The sequence below is a fragment of the Streptococcus sp. SO4 genome (assembly GCF_030440055.1).
GTDB lineage: Bacteria > Bacillota > Bacilli > Lactobacillales > Streptococcaceae > Streptococcus > Streptococcus nidrosiense.
Map to the genome: position 1 here is coordinate 1 of NZ_JAQFJI010000003.1, position 18,412 is coordinate 18,412.

At 39.3% G+C, this 18,412-nt stretch carries 13 protein-coding genes and 1 pseudogene; 1 reads left to right on the forward strand and 13 read right to left on the reverse strand.

Features of this window, described 5'->3' with window-relative positions; all coding sequences use genetic code 11:
- The 11 genes and pseudogenes from PCY08_RS02135 to eno all read right to left on the reverse strand — a co-directional run.
- Positions 1-4,979 (reverse strand): annotated as a pseudogene (locus PCY08_RS02135) (hypothetical protein); the annotation flags it as partial.
- A 709-nt stretch (positions 4,980-5,688) separates the two neighbouring features.
- Positions 5,689-6,297 carry a hypothetical protein gene (locus PCY08_RS02140; protein ID WP_060955790.1) on the reverse strand — a complete coding sequence of 203 codons (609 nt, stop codon included), beginning with the start codon at positions 6,295-6,297 and terminating at the stop codon, positions 5,689-5,691.
- Between the two features lie 197 nt (positions 6,298-6,494).
- On the reverse strand, positions 6,495-8,318 hold the full coding sequence (gene lepA / locus PCY08_RS02145; RefSeq protein WP_049510208.1) for a translation elongation factor 4: 1,824 nt from the start codon (positions 8,316-8,318) through the stop codon (positions 6,495-6,497).
- 78 nt (positions 8,319-8,396) lie between these two features.
- Positions 8,397-9,125, reverse strand: coding sequence for a metallophosphoesterase family protein (locus PCY08_RS02150; protein ID WP_301559272.1), 729 nt, complete (start codon positions 9,123-9,125; stop codon positions 8,397-8,399).
- Complete coding sequence (gene recN, locus PCY08_RS02155; protein WP_075228559.1) at positions 9,126-10,793, reverse strand: DNA repair protein RecN; 1,668 nt, start codon at positions 10,791-10,793, stop codon at positions 9,126-9,128. It abuts the gene before it with no gap.
- A gap of 6 nt (positions 10,794-10,799) precedes the next feature.
- Entirely contained in the window at positions 10,800-11,231 is a 432-nt protein-coding gene (locus tag PCY08_RS02160; RefSeq protein ID WP_049526273.1) for an arginine repressor, read from the reverse strand.
- Positions 11,224-12,039 (reverse strand): TlyA family RNA methyltransferase, encoded by an 816-nt coding sequence (locus PCY08_RS02165; protein ID WP_301559273.1) that lies wholly within the window; start codon positions 12,037-12,039, stop codon positions 11,224-11,226. The genes PCY08_RS02160 and PCY08_RS02165 overlap by 8 nt, the downstream gene beginning before the upstream one ends.
- Positions 12,032-12,907, reverse strand: coding sequence for a polyprenyl synthetase family protein (locus tag PCY08_RS02170; protein WP_301559274.1), 876 nt, complete (start codon positions 12,905-12,907; stop codon positions 12,032-12,034). Before PCY08_RS02170 ends, PCY08_RS02165 begins: the two co-directional genes overlap by 8 nt.
- Positions 12,904-13,116, reverse strand: a complete 213-nt coding sequence (locus PCY08_RS02175; RefSeq protein ID WP_000043228.1) for an exodeoxyribonuclease VII small subunit — start codon at positions 13,114-13,116, stop codon at positions 12,904-12,906. The genes PCY08_RS02170 and PCY08_RS02175 overlap by 4 nt, the downstream gene beginning before the upstream one ends.
- A complete protein-coding gene (gene xseA, locus PCY08_RS02180) occupies positions 13,094-14,434 on the reverse strand; it encodes an exodeoxyribonuclease VII large subunit (protein WP_301559275.1) in 1,341 nt (446 codons plus the stop codon). Before xseA ends, PCY08_RS02175 begins: the two co-directional genes overlap by 23 nt.
- Positions 14,435-14,682: 248 nt before the next feature.
- On the reverse strand, positions 14,683-15,987 hold the full coding sequence (gene eno / locus PCY08_RS02185) for a surface-displayed alpha-enolase (RefSeq protein WP_000022825.1): 1,305 nt from the start codon (positions 15,985-15,987) through the stop codon (positions 14,683-14,685).
- 164 nt (positions 15,988-16,151) lie between these two features.
- Here eno and PCY08_RS02190 point away from each other — a divergent pair, with 164 nt between their 5' ends.
- Positions 16,152-16,598, forward strand: a complete 447-nt coding sequence (locus tag PCY08_RS02190; RefSeq protein ID WP_301559276.1) for a DUF1694 domain-containing protein — start codon at positions 16,152-16,154, stop codon at positions 16,596-16,598.
- On the opposite strand, the gene PCY08_RS02195 is transcribed toward PCY08_RS02190, so the two are convergent.
- A complete protein-coding gene (locus tag PCY08_RS02195) occupies positions 16,567-17,709 on the reverse strand; it encodes a glycerate kinase (RefSeq protein WP_301559277.1) in 1,143 nt (380 codons plus the stop codon). The two genes, PCY08_RS02190 and PCY08_RS02195, sit on opposite strands and share 32 nt — an antisense overlap.
- Before the next feature lie 16 nt (positions 17,710-17,725).
- Complete coding sequence (gene serB, locus PCY08_RS02200; protein WP_301559278.1) at positions 17,726-18,367, reverse strand: phosphoserine phosphatase SerB; 642 nt, start codon at positions 18,365-18,367, stop codon at positions 17,726-17,728.
- Between the last annotated feature and the right edge of the window lie 45 nt (positions 18,368-18,412).

The following is an 18,412-nucleotide window of genomic DNA, read 5'->3' on the forward strand; positions in this document are numbered from 1 at the left end:
GTAATAGTTGCTTTACCAGTGTTATCAGCTGTAGCTTCACCAATCTTGTGGCCATCTTTATCGTAGAGGGCTACTGTAGATCCTGGTTCTGCTGTCACTTCAACTGGTGTCTTAGTGCCGGCTTTACCTGTAAGATCAGTATCGACAACTGGTTTGCTTGGTTTCGCTGGAGCTTTAGTTACAAAATCTAATAATGGTTTTTTATCTGTAGAACCGTCAGTGTATGTTACTACAAGATTTCCAGCGTTATCTTTTTCTACTGATTTAATCTTAGTCTTAGCATCTTCAGCATCTACAGTTTTACCTTTTTTGTCTGCAAAGTTGGCATCATCATTAGTTTTAGCATACTCAATTTGCAGTTTTTCTTTGATTTTATCTAACTCAGCGTCTGTTACTTTCGTTGGATCTGCTACTTCAACTTTATCAGCTGGGGCTGGAGTTGCAATATCGTACTTATCTGTTTGAGATTTAACGATGAATTGAACATATCCTGGAGTCTGAGTTGCATTTGGATTTTTATCTAATGCATTAAAATCTGTATTTGATGGTGCATTATCATTGTCATTAGCAACAACAAAGCTTGTCCATCTGTTTGGAGCTTTAAGTGTTGTAACACCTGTCATCTTGATAGTAGCTGTAGAACCTGATACAGTACCATCACCATGAGTGACTGCTGAATTCTCGATTTTTCCAGTTGTAAAGCCGTAATTTGCCGTATTATCTGTTCCAATACCACCAGGACCACGTACATACATATCTTTAACAGCAGTATTGTCTGATGCTTTAAATGTTAGATCAGTGTTTTCACCTGTATAAACATAGATTTGTTTATTAGCTTGATTTGAGTATGGAAGTTCAACTGTTGGTGCTACGTTTACAAATTCTGACAATGGTTTCTTATCTTGAGAACCATCTGCATATGTTACTACAAGATTTCCATTGTCATCTTTTGTGACTGATTGAATCTTATTAGTTTTATCAGCTGGTGTACCTTTTTTGTCTGCTAAGTTCGCATCATCGTTGTTTTTAGAGTACTCAAGTTGTACTTTCTCTTTGATTTTAGCTAGCTCAGCTTCGGTTACGTTAGCTGGATCTGCTACAGTAACTTTTTCGGTCGGAGTAGCAACATCATATTTTTGATTTTGTGGCTTAAGCACGACACGGAATGCACCTGGGTCAGTTGCAGTTGAGCCACCTGTGGCTTTATTTTCAATAAGGGCACCATCAGTATCAGTCGCAGTGGCATAACGCCAGCCTAAAACCAAACCAGCTGGATTTTCTCCCTTAGTTGCTGCAGTTAGTCTATCTTGTGTCAAACCATCTGTCGCTGCTGGTGTACCTCTATAAGTAATAACTGCTGGTGCATCTGCTGTTGCTGGTGTTTCACTAGAGATAACATTTGCTTTAAATCCATATTGAGTGTTGATGGTATCTGCTTCGCCAGCAACAGAACCAAAGTCCTTGTTACCTCCTTGTTTTACAGTAGCACTTGCAATTTTTCCGCTATCATCTTTGAACTTGATATCGAATGAGTTTTCTTCCCCACCATATACATAAACTTCTTTAGTATCTTTATTAGAGTAAGGAATCTCTACTGTTGGAGCTACATTTACAAATTCTGATAATGGTTTTTTATCTATAGAGCCATCTGTATAAGTTACAACCAGATTTCCATTGTCATCTTTTGTGACTGATTGAATCTTATTAGTTTTATCAGCTGGTGTACCTTTTTTGTCTGCTAAGTTCGCATCATCGTTGTTTTGAGAGTACTCAAGTTGTACTTTTTCTTTGATTTTAGCTAGCTCAGCTTCTGTTACGTTAGCTGGATCTGCTACGGTAACTTTTTCGGTTGGAGTAGCAATATCATATTTTTGATTTTGTGGCTTAAGCACGACACGGAATGCACCTGGGTCAGTTGCAGTTGAGCCACCTGTGGCTTTATTCTCAATAAGGGCACCATCTGTATCAGTTGCAGTGGCATAACGCCATCCTAAAACCAAACCAGCTGGATTTTCTCCTTTAGTTGCCGCAGTTAGTCTATCTTGTGTCAAACCATCTGTCGCTGCTGGTGTACCTCTATAAGTAATGACTGCTGGTGCATCTGCTGTTGCTGGTGTTTCAGTGGAGATAACATTTGCTTTAAATCCATATTGAGTATTGATGGTATCTGCTTCACCAGTAACAGGATCAAAGTCTCTGTTACCTCCTTGTTTTACAGTAGCGCTTGCAATCTTTCCGCTATCATCTTTGAATTTGATATCGAATGAGTTTTCTTCTCCACCATATACATAAACTTCTTTAGTATCTTTATCTGAGTAAGGAATCTCTACTGTTGGTGCTACTACTGGAGCTGCTGGAGTTGTAGCTGTAACTGGATCACTTGCTACTGATGTTTGACCATCTTTAGTAGCTTTAGCTGTTACATTACCTGCTGGAATGTCAACTGTTGGTGTGATTGTTGCTTTACCATTGTTATCAGCTGTTGCTTCACCAATCTTGTTGTTGTCTTTATCGAACAACTCAACTGTAGTTCCTGGATCAGCTGTAACTTCAACTGATGTCTTAGTACCTGCTTTACCTGTTAGATCTGTGTTCACAACTGGTTTGGCTGGTGCTTCTGTATCTGCTGCTGGTGTAACTAAGTATGCAGCAGCAATCTTATCTGTAGATTTATCAGCATAAGTAATGACAAGGTTTCCTTTTTCGTCAACACTATATGTTGCACTTGATGGTAAAGATTTATTTGCAGCCTTAACAGCATCAATAATCTTTTCTTTTTCTGCTCCACTAACGTTGTTAGGATCTGCAACATCTACTTTTGTACCTGCAACTGGTTCATACTTCTTAGCTGACTCAAGAACAGTAACTTTAAGAGAGCGTGTTACAGTGACGTTTTTCTTACTCTTAACAGCGAAAGTAACAACAGTATCACCTGCTGCTTGTGTCTCAGCAACAGTACCCTGATATGCAGCATCACGTTGTCTATAGGTACTTGAACCAGCCGTCGTCAAGAAAGCACCTACTGGAAGGACGCCCGAAACAGCTGTTGGATTTCCAGGAACCCAGAATTTTTCGATAGCTGTAGCGGCAGCTGTAACACCAACGTTAACTGGATCTCCTGGGTAGACTGTGATGTGTGAATTGTTAACGCGAAGTTGAGTGTTATCACTACCTCTTGAAATACCACCACCTTCATTAGTCAATGGTGTTTTCGTAACCGTAATCGGTGCACTCTTAGCTGACTCTGTTCCACCTGCTGGTGTCGAAGTAGCTGTAATTTCTCCTTCTGGAAGGCTGTTTGTTGGAGTGATTGTAGCGACACCTTGGTCGTTAGCCACAGCTTCACCAATCACAACGCCATCTTTATTGTAAAGTTTGACAGTTGAACCTGCTGGTGCTTTAACTGTCACATCAGCTGGTGTACTTGCTTTACCTGCCAAGTTTGAAGTAATTTCTGGTGCTGGTGTTGCTTCCTCTTGAACTTCAAATGTAATCGTCACTTCTTGTGGAGCTTGGTTATAATGAGCTGGGTAAGTAACCACTACGGTTTTAGTATAAGTACCAGCTTGTGTAGCAGTAGGAGCTTGACCGTCTTTCCATGCAAATGTTGTTGCACCACGATAGTTATTTGGAAATTCTGGAGTTCCAGCTTTATTGGTTACATAAGTAGCTGGATCAGCATCAAAACTTCCACCAACTTTAGCAGTGTACTTTTCTTTGACTGCAACTGCTTGGAATTTTGAACTTGCATTATCAATAAAGTTATCCGCATAACCAGCCATAATATTAGTTTTTCCACCAACACCTGCTGTCCCTTGTAATCCTGCAGTGTAGTCTAAAGGCTTAGACTTATCTAAAATTGGTGTATCAAAAGTAATAGTCCAACTTGGGTTCTTAAATATTCCACCTGCTACATCAGCCGTCAACATATACAGTGCTTGTGAACGTTCTGATGCTTGTTGCGCTGCTGCCGCTTCATTTCCCTTAATGGCTGGATTACCGATTTTTTTATATAAATCTGTTAATTCCTTAGTCATTTTAGAACCGGTATAAACATTCATTTTACCAGCTCCACCCATAGGATAGGTTCCATCATTATCTTTCCAATAACGACGATCACTCATGGTGTTTCCATTTTTATCCGTTTGCAACACTCTCCAGTTAGTCGGAGCCCCCACAGAATCCTTTGGAACAGTAAAATAAGAATAACCACTAGTCTGGTTTCCCACGCGGCCACCATTTACAACAACTGTCCAGTGGATTGTATTTTTGGCATTATCCACTTCATAAGTCGCCTTGACAAAGCCTTCAGGATTTGGTTTGTTAGAATAGTCAAGGTTTTGAGCACCTTCAGATGATCGTGTTGCTGTTGCTCGCGCTGCACGATTAGTACGTGGTTTAGCTACTAAAGAGCCATCCTTGATAGTTTGAGCTGCTGTCAAGTTTGCTCTTGAACCATCTGCAAAAGTCACAACTGCTGATCCGTCTGCTTGGACTTGAACATCAGTCGCTGTAGGGTTTGCCGCCTTAACAGCTGCTACAACTTTTGCTTTTTCTTCATCAGTAAGTGCTGATGGATCGTATACCACAGTCACTTCTGGAGCTTGGATGCTGTCTGCTTCCTTAGCTTTTTCAACTTTATCAGTTGTTGCTACTGCTTCGTCCTTAGAATTTTCAGTAGTTGTTGCTGGTTTTTCAGCTTTTTCCTCAGCCACTACTGTAGCTGGAGCTACTGGTGTTGATGGAACTACTTCGGCAGCTGGTGCTCCATAAGTACCATCTTCTCCACCTGTAGTTGACTTAGTTGCTTCCGTAGTAGAACCTGCTTCTGGCTTAGTTTCTACTGTGTCTGCTTTGACTGATGGAGCTACCAATGCTGCCCCAACCGCAAAGACAAGCGAACAACCAAACAAGAAATGTTTTCCTTTTTTGATCATTCGCCAGTTCTTCTGTTCTGCATTTTTACGATTAAAATACATGACATATCTCCTTTTTATAAATAAAAGCATGTTTTTTACATACAATTATATTATATAACGTCTTTGACAAATAGTCAAATAAAGTTTCTTAATTTTTTTAAGATATTTTTGGTGTATTGTTTACATATTTCTTCTATATACCTATTAATCTTTCGATTGTTCTTGTTGACATTATGCTAAACTTGCTACTCATCACAACGGTATAAAAACGAATTTTGTAAATCTTGAAACAGGATTCCACTAGTAGAGTCTTCAATCGGCATTGATGTAAAGAAGATATTTTTTTATAGTAGTTTTTTATGATGCAAGGATAATTTGTTCCTAAGCAATAATTTTTATGAATATTTTAAAGGAACATATCACATCAATTCTTAAAAGCAAATCCAAATGCAGTATTGTTTCTCTACATTGATAGTAGATAGTAATCTGTCTATAAATTCTTAGATCAAAATATCATAGTGCTTAGTCTATGTTACAAGACTTACATACCGCTAATCATATTGCAACTTAGGAACTCTTTCGAGTACTTTAAAACTACCTACTACGATTTTCAGAAGTTTAAAATTTATGACAAAGTTTTCATTGATAACATGACAAATAGTTACAATCGCAAAATAATAGCCCTGCTCCTTTTGAAAATAAGGAACAAGGCTATTGCTTAATCTTTTATGATCTACTTTTTACAGGAATGACTTCTGTTTTCACGATGTTAACTCTTTTTATTGGTCCAACTTTCCTCCACCATAGGAAGGAGATTTTTTAATACCTCTGGAACACCTTCCAGAGAAACATATCTAAACTTACCATCATCGGATTTAAAAACCCAGATAATTAAATATTTACCATTCTTAGCAATACAGTTTACTACGTAAGCCTCATAGCCACCGATAGTTGATTTTGATCCCCATACCTTGGAGAAGTCTTGACTTTTCTGTTTAGATTCATAAATGCTAGTTGAAATTTGAACAGTTTCAAGCGCGGCGTACTCACTTTCACTAATACCAAACTGCTCAGGTTTAAAGGTATTGAGAGTTACAATATTGACATCCGTCCCATCACAGTACTGAATGTCATCTCCACCTTCAATTTCTTTGAAATGAACCCATGATTTTGGAATTTTTACATAACCATAATCATCTGAACCTACTATCTGAGTTTCTTCTGTCTGTTTTTGCGATGAACTAGACTCTTGACTTGAAGCTTCCTGAACACTAGAAGATGCTTCTGTCTTTACCTCATTTGTCTTCTCTGAATTGCTACAAGCAATTAAACTAAGACTACAAAGTAAAAGTGTAGATAAAGTTATTATTTTTTTCATGATAACTCTCCTTTCACTTCTATTTTAAAGTATGAAGGGAAAAGTGTCAAAAAAATACTGTATTTTGACACTTTACAAAAGTAACCGTGTGATTCAAACCAAAGAAAAAGATTGAAGAAAATTGTCCAAAATGGACTTTTCTTCAATCTAAACCAACTGATCGATTTCTTAAAATCAATGCTATTTTCACATAGCGACTATTCTTCATCCATACTCAAGACACTGAGGAAGGCTTCTTGTGGTACTTCTACAGAACCGATAGCTTTCATACGTTTCTTACCAGCTTTTTGTTTTTCAAGGAGTTTACGTTTACGAGAAACGTCACCACCATAACACTTGGCAAGCACGTTCTTACGAAGGGCTTTAATATCTGTACGCGCGACAATCTTGTGCCCAATAGCTGCTTGGATGGGAACTTCAAATTGTTGACGAGGAATGATTTTCTTGAGCTTATCAACGATGAGTTTCCCACGTTCGTAGGCAAAGTCCTTGTGCACGATAAAGCTAAGAGCATCCACCTTATCACCATTAAGAAGGATATCCATTTTCACCAGCTTAGATGGACGATACTCTGACAATTCGTAATCAAAGCTTGCATAACCACGTGTCGAAGATTTTAGTTTATCGAAGAAGTCAAAGACAATCTCAGCTAGTGGAATTTGATAGATGACATTGACACGATTGTCATCTATATAATCCATGGTCACAAAGTCACCACGTTTGCGCTGAGCTAATTCCATTACTGCTCCGACGAATTCTTGCGGTACCATGATTTGTGCCTTAACATATGGTTCTTCGATAGTTGCAATCTTTGTAGGATCTGGGAACTCGGATGGATTAGACACATCCATAGACTCACCATCAGTCTGATTAACCTTGTAGATAACAGATGGTGCAGTCATAATAAGGTCGATGTTAAACTCACGTTCCAAACGTTCCTGAATAACATCCATATGAAGAAGTCCAAGGAAACCACAACGGAAACCAAATCCAAGAGCCTGGGATGTTTCTGGTTCAAACTGAAGACTAGCATCATTTAGTTGCAATTTTTCAAGAGCTTCACGAAGGTCGTTGTATTTATTTGACTCGATTGGATAGAGACCTGCGAAAACCATCGGATTCATCTGTTTGTATCCTGAAAGTGGTTCAGTCGCTGGATTTGTCGCCAAGGTTACTGTATCACCGACACGTGTGTCCTGAACAGTCTTGATAGAAGCCGCGATATAACCAACGTCACCTGTTGCAAGGAAGTCTCGTCCTACAGCTTTAGGTGTGAAGATTCCGACTTCAGTTACATCGAAGGTCTTACCATTGCTCATGAGCTGAATCTTATCACCAGGTTTGACTACTCCATCCATGACACGAACTTGGAGGATAACTCCACGATAGGCATCGTATACTGAGTCGAAAATCAAGGCTTTCAATGGTGCTGACACGTCACCAGTTGGGGCTGGTACTTTTTCGACAATTTGCTCGAGAATTTCTTCGATACCGATACCCGCCTTGGCTGAAGCCAGTACTGCTTCGCTAGCGTCTAGACCAATGACATCTTCGATTTCTGTACGCACGCGCTCTGGATCTGCTGCTGGTAGGTCAATTTTATTGATAACTGGGAGGATTTCCAAATCATTATCCAAAGCAAGATAGACGTTTGCCAGAGTTTGAGCCTCAATCCCTTGGGCAGCATCAACGACCAAAATAGCACCTTCACAGGCAGCTAGGGAACGTGAAACCTCATAGGTAAAGTCCACGTGTCCAGGTGTGTCAATCAAGTGGAAGATATAAGTCTCACCATCTTTAGCCGTATAATTAAGCTCGATAGCATTAAGCTTGATAGTAATTCCACGCTCACGCTCTAAATCCATACTATCAAGAAGTTGGGCCTGCATTTCACGACTGGAAACTGTCTCTGTCTTTTCCAAAATACGGTCTGCTAGTGTTGACTTTCCATGGTCAATATGGGCGATAATAGAGAAGTTACGAATCTTCTCCTGTCGTTTTTTCAATTCTTCTAAGTTCATCATTCTCTTCCTTTCAGGGTATCTATTAATTATAAATTGTTTTTAACATTTTGACAAGACCATACCCTGTTAGGAGTACTAATCTTCAGCAACAAAGCCGTCATTTTCGATGAAGTAATGTTCTGTCATACCTTGGTCGGTAAAGACAATACCGTGAAGGACACCGCCGTAAACAGCTCCTCCATCCATTCCAATCTTACCGTCTTCTGTCATCCAAAGTTCAGATGTACCAGGTTTTTGATCTAACAAACCATAGACTGGTGTATGTCCAAAGACAATGTTTTTTCCAGTATGATTGGCTGCTTCGTGAAATGGTTTTCTGAGCCATACCTTCTTATAATCGGTAGTATCATGCCAATCATCCAAAGTCAAATCAATACCGGCATGAACAAAAATATAGCGATCTGTTTCAATCACAAAAGGCATCTGACGGATAAACTCCACTAAGTCGGCTGCTTCCGTTTCAACACGCTTAGCATCTGCTACTCCATCTACTGGTGCATCTAGAGGACGGCCTAAAATAGAATTAATGGTTGTATCCCCACCATTACGACGATAGTGGTCATAGCTTTCTTCAGGGTTATCCAACCAAGTTAAAAACATATACTCATGGTTTCCTGATAAGCAGATAGCTCCCTGATTGTCGACCAAGTCTTTGACCATTTCTAGAACTCGGCGACTATCTTCTCCTCTGTCAATCAAATCTCCAAGAAAGAGTAATTGAGTCTTACCATCCCATGTTTTAAGTAAGTCTTCTAACATTCCAGCTTTTCCGTGGACATCACCAATTACATAATAGTCTGTCATTTATTTCTCCTTACTTTGTAATAATTCTCTCGCTTGAGTCAATGCTGCTTCTGTCACATTCTCTCCAGCCAACATCTTAGCGACTTCTTCAATCCTTTCTTCAACTGTTAACAAGCGAACTGTTGAAACGGTTGAATGTTCATTGCTAATCTTTTCGATGAAGAACTGATAATCTGCAATCGCGATGACTTGAGGAAGGTGAGAAATAGCTAATACTTGACCATGCTGCCCAATTTTATGAATTTTTTGTGCGATGGCTTGAGCTACACGCCCTGAGACTCCCGTATCCACCTCATCAAAGACGATACTGGTCTTGCCTTCCTTACGAGAAAAAGCGGACTTGATAGCCAACATCAAACGAGACAATTCTCCTCCAGAAGCTACTTTTACTAATGGTTTAAAATCTTCTCCAGGGTTGGTTGAAATGTAAAATTCAACACTCTCATTACCTTCGCGACTGAATTTTCCTTGACTAAAACGAACTTGAAATTGTGCTTTCTCCATATATAGGTCTTGCAATTCTTGCTTGATTTCAGCTTCTAAGTCCTGCGCTATTTTATGGCGAGCTTGAGCAACTTGACCTGCTAGATCCACAAGATTTTTTTCAAGTTTCTTGAGTTCGATTTCCATATCTTCAGAAGATAGATTATTTCCTGTTAGAAGATTGTATTCATCTGTAATCTTGGCAAAGTATTCAAGGACATCATCCACACTACCACCATACTTACGGGTAATGGTGTGAATTAAATCTAGTCGGCTTTCAACCTGCATCAGACGATTACCATCAAAATCTAAATCATCAATAATGGATTCCAAGCGCTTGGTTATATCTTCTAGAACATAATAGGATTCAGAAAGGGAGTTTGAAATCTCACGATACTCTGGATCGAACTCTTCAAGACTTTCCATATCATTCATGGCCGAACGAACATTTGCAAGGCTTGAAAATTCTTCATTATCAAGCATACTATAAGCATTTGTTAAAGTATCGGCGATATGTTTATGGTTAAGAAGTTTGTCTCTTTCTTGATTTAGAGCAATATCTTCACCAGCTTTCAAATTAGCTGCTTCAATCTCAGCCATCTGAAATTCCAACATTTCAATACGAGCCTTGTGTTCCTGCTGATTTTTTTTGATATCAAGCACTTGCTTACGCATACGGCGGTAGTTATCGAAGCTCGTCTGATAGGCTTCTTTTAATTCAAAGAAAGAGGCATCCCCAAACTCATCCAACATCTGGATATGTCGATGTGGGCGCATTAACTCCTCTTGGTCATGTTGACCATGGATATCAACTAGCTGTTGACCAATCGTCCTTAATACTGAAAGATTAACCATCTGTCCATTGACACGACTGATGCTCCGACCGTTTTGTAAAATTTCGCGACGAATAATGATTTCATCACTCAATTCTAATCCTTGTTCATCAAAAATTTCTTCTAGCGCGCGGTTACTTTCAATTGAAAAAAGACCTTCAATTTCCGCTTTTGGAGCCCCATGACGAATAACTTCTGTTGTAGCTCGAGCTCCTAACATCATATTCATAGCGTCAATAATGATTGATTTACCCGCACCTGTTTCACCAGTTAAAACAGTCATCCCTTGTTCAAAGTTCAAAGAAATTGATTCGATGATAGCAAAATTTTTAATCGAAATTTCCAGTAACATATAATCCTACCAATTTTTAACTTGCTCAAAAATATCCTTGGCTGTTTCTTCACTTCTCAATACCATCAAGATGGAATTATCATCAGCAATACAGCTAAAAATTTGGTCAGAAAAAACAGTCATCAACTGACTCTTGACGAAAATAGTATTTCCTGGAATGACTTGCAAATTGATCATATGCCCCATGCGTTCAGCATGAATAATATTGTTTTCTGCCAACTGCAAGCTTCTAACGATTGATTTTGGTAATTCATAGATGTAAGTATTGTCCTTCAATGGAATTTTTACAATACCTAATTCTTTAATATCTCGGGAGACTGTTGCTTGAGTAGCAGAGATCCCCGCTTCTCTCAAGTGTTCAACGATTTCTTCCTGTGTTCCGATTTGATAATCTGTAACAAATCTTCTAATCTTTTCAAGTCTCTCTTTTTTATTCATCTTTAAACTCTCTATGTGCTCTCTCCACTATTTTTTCTATTTCAGAAGTAACCTGATTGATTGCCTGATCTTCTTTTCGTAAATAGGCTAAGAATTCAATATTTCCATGACCACCTTGAATAGGAGAATAGTCCAATCCTAAAACGGAAAATCCTTCATCAACTGCCATTTTAGTAACTGCTTCTAAAACATTTTGGTGAACCTTGGCATCTCTGATAATTCCATTTTTGCCAATCTGTTCTCGACCAGCCTCAAATTGAGGCTTAACTAGAGCCACAACCTGACCTTGATCGGCTAAAACACGGTGTAAAGCTGGCAAAATAAGGCCTAAGGAAATAAAACTGACATCGATACTTGCGAAACTTGGTTCCTGATTAAAGTCGCTCTTTTTAGCATAACGGAAATTAAACTGCTCCATACTGACAACACGAGGGTCTTGGCGTAATTTCCATGCCAGTTGATTAGTACCAACATCAACTGCAAAAACTTGTTTAGCACCATTTTGCAACATGACATCCGTAAAACCTCCAGTTGAAGCTCCGATATCAATGGTCGTTTGTCCTTCAACTGATAGATCAAAAATATCTAGCGCCTTCTCAAGTTTCAAGCCACCACGACTGACATACTTAAGTTTTTCGCCCTTGAGTTTCAACTCTGTATCGTCAGGAATTTTTTCTCCTGGTTTATCAAATCGTTCGCCATTTAAAACAGCGACTACCAAACCTGCCATAACACCACGTTTGGCTTGTTCTCTCGTTTCAAATAAACCTTGTTTGTAAGCTAGTACATCTACTCTTTCCTTAGCCATTGATTCTCAAACTTTCTACTATTTTCACAATTGGCTCCTTATCAAAACTCACAACTTGACTAATCTCTTCTAGTTTCGCAGTAGCTTGATCCAAGGTTTGATTGCAAAATGCTATCGCCTGATCTAATCCTAACAAAGCAGGATAGGTTGACTTTTCGGCCTGCAAGTCTTTCTGGGGTGTTTTTCCAATTTCCTCAAAACTTGCTGTAACATCAAGCACATCATCTCTCACTTGGAAAGCCAGGCCAATCAACTCGCCAACTGTTTTAAGCTGCTTCTGAAGATTTTCATCCAATCCAGCAATGATGCCAGCCGCTTGGAAAGGAAAAGCTAAAAGTTTACCCGTTTTATTAGCATGGATAGTCTGAAGTTCCTCTAAATTCAAGTGTTTTCCTTCGCCTTCCATATCTAACACTTGACCAGCTACCATTCCCATACTTCCAGAAGCAAGGGATAAATTAGATATTAAATCTACCTTGGTTTGACTAGACAAATCAGTTTGAGCAATTAAAGCATAGGGATCCAAAAAAAGCGCATCCCCTGCTAAAATAGCTAGAGCTTCACCATACACCTTATGATTGGTCAAACGTCCTCGGCGATAATCATCATTATCCATAGCAGGTAGATCATCATGGATCAAACTTCCTGTATGAATCATTTCTAGTGCCGCTGCAACTTGAGCATGTTCCTGAGTGATAGGCACTTGCAAGGAGTCCAAAACTTCTAAAAGTAAATATGGACGAATCCGTTTTCCACCTGCATGTATGGAATAGAGAACAGCTTCTCTTAAACTGGACGCAAATTGTTGGTTTCCATAAAAGTCTTCAAGAGCTGACTCGACCAAAGCTAGTTTTTCCTGCTTGTTCATACCAGTTCACTTTCTGTTCCATCTTCTTGCATCACCTTGACCAAGGTCTTTTCAGCCTTATCAAGTGTTGCCTGCAATTCTTTGGACAAGAGCATTCCTTTTTGAAAAGCTGAAATAGCATCTTCCAAAGCAATTTCACCATTTTCTAAGCTTTGAACAATCGTTTCAAGTTCTGCTAGATTTTCCTCAAATTTCTTTTGTTTTGACATCTCTTACCTCTAATTCTACTTGACCGTCCCGCATCAACAGTGATACTTGGTCATTTTCTTTCAAATCTTTCGCAGAAGCCACTACGACTTCTCCCTTTTTGACAATTGCATAACCTCTGGCTACAATTCGACTAGTATCTAGCATAAGGAGAGCTTCTGATAGGCGTTTTACTTCTGCTACTTTTGCATCATAGGTCACAGCCATCTGGCTACGCAGCAGTTTCTTTAATTGCTGGATACGATCCTGATAACGCTGGATTTTGATGATTGGTGATAATTGTTCCAAACGGTGGATTTGTTCTTGAACCTTTTGTTGATTACGAACCAATTCAGCATTCAATCCTTGCTTCAGTCGCATCTGTAACTGATCCAAGCGTTGTAGATAACCGTCATATAAACGCTCTGGTTGTCTGAAGATGACCGATTGACTGAGGATTCTCAAAGCTTCTTGTTTCTTTGACAAGGTATGCTTAACCGCTGTAGTCATGCGTTTTTCTTGATTCTGAAGATAGGTCAAAAGATCTAACTTAGTTACTGGTGTAGCGAGTTCAGCAGCAGCTGTCGGCGTTGCCGCTCTCTTATCAGCCACAAAATCAGCCAAGGTGACATCTGTTTCATGACCTACACTCGAAATAATCGGTAAACGAGATTCAAAAATTGCTCGAACTACAATTTCTTCGTTAAAGGCCCAAAGGTCTTCAATAGAACCTCCCCCACGGCCAATAATCAGAACATCTAAGTCATCGCGTTCATTGGCTCGAGTTATATTACGAGCAATTTCCTCTGCAGCACCCTCACCTTGAACTTTAGTAGGATATAAGACAATTTCCACACCAGGGAAGCGTCTGCTAACTGTCGTAATAATATCCTGAATGACGGCTCCGCTACGGCTGGTCACCACACCTATTTTTTTTGAAAATTGTGGTAAAGGTTGTTTAAATCGCTCTTGAAACAAACCTTCTTCTGCCAGTTTCTTCTTAAGTTGTTCAAATTGGATAGCCAAGGCACCGACACCATCTGGTTCAGCTCTTTCAATGATAATCGAATAACTCCCACTTGGCTCATAGACTTGGACGCGACCAACCACATTGATCTTCATACCTTCTTCCAAATCAAATCCCAAACGTTGGTAGACCCCTGACCAAATGGTTGCCTGAATAACTGCACGATCATCCTTAAGAGAAAAATACTGATGCGTTGGACGCTTGCGGAAGTTAGAGACTTGACCAGTTAAATAGACCCGTTCCAAGTAGGGGTCTTTATCGAATTTCATTTTTAAATACTTAGTCAAAGTTGTAACCGATAAATACTTTTCCATCTCTCCCTCCTTCTTTCTCTAGTTTTTCCTGGGTATTATTATACCAAAAAAATGCTTAAAAATCTTTAATTTCCACCCAGAATAGTGAAAATACAGGGAATTTATGTGCGAAATTATTTCTTAATATTTTTGCCCCCTGAACAGAAAAAAAGCCCTTCGGATAAAATCCGAGGGGCTTAAATCTTGTCAAATCAAGAGCCGAACTTTTGAGTTTCAAGGTTCGGGATAAAATAGTTCACTGAACTATTTTATTTTTTCAAGTTGTAGAATGATTTCAATCCACGGTATTCAGCTACTTCACCAAGTTGGTCTTCGATACGAAGCAATTGGTTGTATTTAGCGATACGGTCAGTACGTGAAAGTGAACCAGTCTTGATTTGTCCTGCGTTAGTTGCAACTGCGATGTCAGCGATTGTTGAATCTTCAGTTTCACCTGAACGGTGTGATACAACGGCAGTGTAACCAGCTTCTTTAGCCATTTCGATAGCGTCGAATGTTTCAGTAAGAGTACCGATTTGGTTAACTTTGATAAGGATTGAGTTAGCAGCGCCTTCAGCGATACCTCTTTCAAGGTAAGCAGTGTTTGTTACGAAGAAGTCGTCACCAACCAATTGAACTTTACCACCAAGACGTTCAGTAAGAGCTTTCCATCCATCCCAGTCGTTTTCGTCCATACCATCTTCGATAGTGATGATTGGGTATTTGTTTACCAATTCTTCAAGGTAGTCGATTTGTTCTGCAGAAGTACGAACAGCTGCTCCTTCACCTTCGAATTTAGTGTAGTCGTAAACTTTACGTTCTTTATCGTAGAATTCTGATGATGCACAGTCAAATCCGATAAATACGTCTTTACCTGGAACATAACCAGCAGCTTCGATAGCAGCAAGGATAGTTTCAACACCGTCTTCAGTTCCTTCGAAACGAGGAGCGAATCCACCTTCGTCACCTACGGCTGTTTCAAGACCACGAGATTTAAGGATTTTCTTAAGAGCGTGGAAGATTTCAGCACCCCAACGAAGAGCTTCTTTGAATGTTGGTGCACCAGCAGGTACGATCATGAATTCTTGGAAAGCGATTGGAGCATCTGAGTGAGATCCACCGTTGATGATGTTCATCATTGGAGTTGGAAGAACTTTAGTGTTGAATCCACCAAGGTAGCTGTAAAGTGGGATTTCAAGGTAGTCAGCAGCAGCACGAGCTACAGCGATAGACACACCAAGGATTGCGTTAGCACCCAATTTACCTTTGTTAGGAGTTCCGTCAAGTGCGATCATAGCACGGTCGATAGCTTGTTGGTCACGTACATCGTAGCCGATGATTGCTTCAGCGATGATGTTGTTTACGTTGTCAACAGCTTTTTGTGTACCAAGACCACCGTAACGAGATTTGTCACCATCACGAAGTTCAACTGCTTCGTGTTCACCAGTAGAAGCTCCTGATGGAACCATACCACGTCCGAAAGCACCTGATTCAGTGTAAACTTCTACTTCAAGTGTTGGGTTACCGCGTGAGTCTAGGACTTCGCGAGCGTAAACATCAGTAATAATTGACATTTTTTACTCTCCTTATTGAGTTAAATTTTTTACACCTCTATGATACCTTAAAAAGACTCCTTTTTCAAGGAAAAACGTTATCTTTGTGCAAATTTTCCTTAAGTTTATAAAGTAATCGCTTTCTTTCATCTGTTTTCTCCTTTATTTTATGATATACTATTTTTATGACTGATGTATCAAAACAAATCCTAGAAAAAGCTCATGGTGGGCTTAAACTAAATCCAGATGAGCAGAGACGTTTTCTCGGAACTTTCGAGGAACGTGTCCTTGGCTATGCAGACCTTGAAACAGCTAATGATGATAAATTTCAAAAGGGTTATGTATCTATTTTAGAGAGTCTAAAAAAAGAGACTCAACTTCTATTTGTCAAAATTTCTCCTCAGGTAGAGTTTGATAAACAAGTTTTTTATCTAAAACAATCCAAAGATGCTGACTGCCAAGCGACTATCGTTTCTGAAGATCATAACTCTTCTCCTTTTGGCCTAGTTATCCATAGCGATACCCCTGTTCAAACAAGTGAAAAAGACCTCAGAAAGGCCTTTTCAGACTTGTGGCAGGAAAAAGAGATGAAAAAAACTCCTACTTCTCTTTGGAAAAAGTGGTTTGGTTAATTTTTTTCAAAGCTAAGACTTGACCAATGTTTTCAGCTGTATCTTCTAAATAGATAGCTGCATTTTTTAGACTGTCTTCCAGTGGTTCACTTTTTTCTAATATTGAAAAAGCAGCGATGACATTCTCAAATGGTAAAGGAGGTAAATCCTCAGCTAAACTACCACAAATAGCAATAACTGGAACACCATTTGGTGTTCTTTTTGCTACTCCGATTGGAGCCTTACCAGATAAACTTTGAGAATCTAACCTACCTTCACCAACAATAACTAGATCTGCATCTGCGACCTGTTCATCGAAGTTTATTAAATCTAAACAAGTTTGGATACCAGATACGATCTCTGCTCCAGCAAAAGCACATAAGCCAGCTGCAATACCGCCACCTGCTCCAGCACCTTCAAGACTTAGAATTTCATGGGCAACTTTACGATAGAAGTTTTCAATAGCAATATCAACGTCTTGGAATTTAGCTGGTTCCAACCCTTTTTGCTTCCCAAATGTATAGGTGGCACCGCGAATTCCACAGAGTGGATTGGTCACATCTGCTAAGATTTTGATATGCACATCAGAAGGAATAGATATAACTTTCTCCTTTGAGATATCAGTAATTTCAAACAAAGACTGACCAATAGCTAGAAGTTCATCTCCATTTTTGTCATAGAACTGGTAACCAAGTCCTGAAGCAATACCAATCCCACCATCGTTACTGGATGTCCCACCAACTCCTATATAGATTTCTTTCATTCCTTGTTCGATTAAATATAGGATCAGTTGACCAATCCCCTTTGTTTGAATCTTCAGTGGATTTCGTTTTTCAATAGGAATTTTAGCAAGCCCAACTAAATCGGCCACCTCGAACAGAGCAAGTTCTCCTTTTTGAACATAAGTCATTTGAACTTCATCTCCAAAGGGACCCGTCACTAAAGCAGTTTTTTCTACAAGACCAAGTGAATTTTTAATGGCATCTACTGTTCCTTCCCCTCCATCGCCAACAGGTAAGAGCAAACATTTCGATTCAGGTAGAGCCTTTTTAAAACCTCGTTTAATAGCTTTAGCTACTTCACTTGCAGGGAGACTCTCCTTAAAAGAGTCAGGTGCTATAACAATTTTCATACACTCATCTTTCTAATCAAAGGAAATCTATCAGATTCAATACTTTTGTTAAATCTCTATCTTCAATTTGAAGGGGAATTTCCTCTTTCACGATTTCTTTTGCACAGAAGCCAATGCCGATTCCAGCTCTCTTCAACATCGCTAAATCATTAGCTCCATCTCCAATAGCAATTGTTCTATCGATTGGTACCTCTAATTCATCAGCCCATCTTACTAGGGTTTCTTTTTTAACTTCTCTGCTTATAATAGGACCAACAAGATTTCCAGTTAAATGACCATTTCTGATTTCCAGTTGATTAGCAGCAAATAATGAAATCCCTAAATCTTTTGCTATTCTTTCAACCACAGGTGTAAATCCCCCCGAAACTAAACCCACTTCTATCTGATTTTTTTGCAGAGTGTTAATAAATTGCGCAGCATTTTTACTAAGGTGTAGTTCATGATAAATCTTATCAAAAGTATCTACAGATAGTCCTTGTAATAAAGAAACACGTTTTCTCAGGCTTTCTTCAAAATCTAGTTCTCCCCTCATAGCTTGGGCAGTCAGCAGAGCTACTTCTTCTTCACACTCTGCTTCTTTCCCCAACAAATCAATAACTTCCTCTTCTATCAGTGTCCCATCTACATCCAGTACACAGAGTCCTTTAATTTTTTTCATATAATTGCCTTACTTTCAGAATCTCAAAAAATCGTATGAAGGTAT

What these genes read in the sequence shown, in the direction of transcription:
- PCY08_RS02140 (WP_060955790.1), bottom strand. Translation starts at nt 6,297, where the DNA reads ATGAAAAAAATAATAACTTTATCTACACTTTTACTTTGTAGTCTTAGT.
- lepA (WP_049510208.1), bottom strand. Translation starts at nt 8,318, where the DNA reads ATGAACTTAGAAGAATTGAAAAAACGACAGGAGAAGATTCGTAACTTC.
- PCY08_RS02150 (WP_301559272.1), bottom strand. Translation starts at nt 9,125, where the DNA reads ATGACAGACTATTATGTAATTGGTGATGTCCACGGAAAAGCTGGAATG.
- recN (WP_075228559.1), bottom strand. Translation starts at nt 10,793, where the DNA reads ATGTTACTGGAAATTTCGATTAAAAATTTTGCTATCATCGAATCAATT.
- PCY08_RS02160 (WP_049526273.1), bottom strand. Translation starts at nt 11,231, where the DNA reads ATGAATAAAAAAGAGAGACTTGAAAAGATTAGAAGATTTGTTACAGAT.
- PCY08_RS02165 (WP_301559273.1), bottom strand. Translation starts at nt 12,039, where the DNA reads ATGGCTAAGGAAAGAGTAGATGTACTAGCTTACAAACAAGGTTTATTT.
- PCY08_RS02170 (WP_301559274.1), bottom strand. Translation starts at nt 12,907, where the DNA reads ATGAACAAGCAGGAAAAACTAGCTTTGGTCGAGTCAGCTCTTGAAGAC.
- PCY08_RS02175 (WP_000043228.1), bottom strand. Translation starts at nt 13,116, where the DNA reads ATGTCAAAACAAAAGAAATTTGAGGAAAATCTAGCAGAACTTGAAACG.
- xseA (WP_301559275.1), bottom strand. Translation starts at nt 14,434, where the DNA reads ATGGAAAAGTATTTATCGGTTACAACTTTGACTAAGTATTTAAAAATG.
- eno (WP_000022825.1), bottom strand. Translation starts at nt 15,987, where the DNA reads ATGTCAATTATTACTGATGTTTACGCTCGCGAAGTCCTAGACTCACGC.
- PCY08_RS02190 (WP_301559276.1), top strand. Translation starts at nt 16,152, where the DNA reads ATGACTGATGTATCAAAACAAATCCTAGAAAAAGCTCATGGTGGGCTT.
- PCY08_RS02195 (WP_301559277.1), bottom strand. Translation starts at nt 17,709, where the DNA reads ATGAAAATTGTTATAGCACCTGACTCTTTTAAGGAGAGTCTCCCTGCA.
- serB (WP_301559278.1), bottom strand. Translation starts at nt 18,367, where the DNA reads ATGAAAAAAATTAAAGGACTCTGTGTACTGGATGTAGATGGGACACTG.